The organism is Nostoc sp. (assembly GCF_035638895.1).
In the GTDB taxonomy this organism is placed as follows: Bacteria; Cyanobacteriota; Cyanobacteriia; order Cyanobacteriales; family Nostocaceae; genus Nostoc.
In genome coordinates, this window is sequence record NZ_DASQZC010000433.1 from 1 (window position 1) to 1,532 (window position 1,532).

1 protein-coding gene is annotated in these 1,532 nt (G+C 44.9%); it reads right to left on the bottom strand.

All coding sequences use genetic code 11. From position 1 onward, the window contains the following. Window positions 1-20 precede the first annotated feature (20 nt). Window positions 21-1,532, bottom strand: a 1,512-nt coding sequence (locus VE944_RS22060) for an NAD(P)H-quinone oxidoreductase subunit 4 (RefSeq protein WP_324981882.1), incomplete at its 5' end; no start/stop codon positions are given.

A 1,532-nucleotide genomic window follows, 5' to 3' on the forward strand; every position in this document is an offset into this window, starting at 1 on the left:
ACCCCTTAATGGGAGTTAATTTACTCAGAAATATTAATCGAACTTTCAACTTGAGAATTAGCCAATGTTGGTGCTGTAAAAATCCGCGAGTACAGACTTGATGGTTGCTGATGAGCAACGACTGGTAGAACTTCACGAGCATGGGCGGCTAATTCTACTGCCTTCACATCATAAGTCTGCGTTGCCAATTTGGGATAAAACCCAATACCGATAATTGGCAGCAGCAAACAAGCGGTAATAAATATTTCGCGGGGTTTGACATCAGATATTACAGCATCCAAGTGTAACTCTTCACTTTGGTCGCCGTAGAATACTTGACGCAGCATCGACAGTAAATAAATCGGTGTCAAAATCACGCCCACTGCTGATAACAGCACAACTACAATTTTGAAGCTGGAACTGTAAACATCGCTGGTGGCAATACCCAGAAATACCATCAACTCACCCACAAAACCACTCATTCCAGGTAAGGCGAGAGAAGCCATTGAACCGATAGTAAACAGAGCAAAGGTTTTGGGCATTACCTTTGCCATACCGCCCATTTTATCCATCATCAAGGTGTGGGTGCGATCGTAAGTCACGCCAGACAGGAAGAACAAGCTAGCAGCAATCAAGCCGTGGGAAACCATTTGTAGCACTGCACCGCTAATACCCAGTTCTGTGTAAGAGGCAATCCCAATCAGCACAAACCCCATGTGGGCAATTGAAGAGTAAGCCAAGCGGCGTTTGAGATTGGTTTGAGCAAAGGCACAGCAAGCACCGTAGACAATATTCACTACACCCAAAATTGCCAACACTGGGGCAAAAGTTACATGAGCATTGGGTAACATTTCCACATTGAAGCGGATGAGGGCATAACCACCCATTTTTAACAACACACCAGCCAAAATCATTGAACCGGGTGCTGATGCTTCACCGTGGGCATCAGGTAGCCAAGTGTGTAAAGGGAAAATCGGTAATTTTACACCGAAAGCAATCAATAAACCTGCATAAACCAACAATTCCAAGGTTTTGGGGTATTCTTTCATTCCCAGAGTCGCCATGTCGAAGGTAACGGTATCTCCAGAGAATGCCATTGCAAAACCGGCAATCAAGATAAATATTGATGCGGCGGCGGTGTAAAGAATGAATTTGGTAGCAGCATAACGGCGGTTTTGTCCTCCCCAGATGGAAATCAGTAGGTAAACCGGCACTAACTCGATTTCCCACATCAGGAAGAATAACAGCAAATCTTGGGCAACAAATACGCCAAGCTGGGCGCTGTACATCGCTAACATCAAACCATAAAATAATCGCGGCTTGGTGGTAACTTTCCAAGCCGCGAATATTGCGAGGGTATTTATTAAGCCTGTCAGAAGCAGCAAGGGCATCGATAAACCATCAACCCCCACAGCCCAATGCAAACCTAATTGCGGTATCCAAGGATAGTTTTCTACAAATTGGAGTGTTGAACTTTGGAAGTCGTACTTGTACCAAAAAGCATAAATCATCAGTGCAAAGTCAGCGATCGCAACTCCCAAACCATACCACCG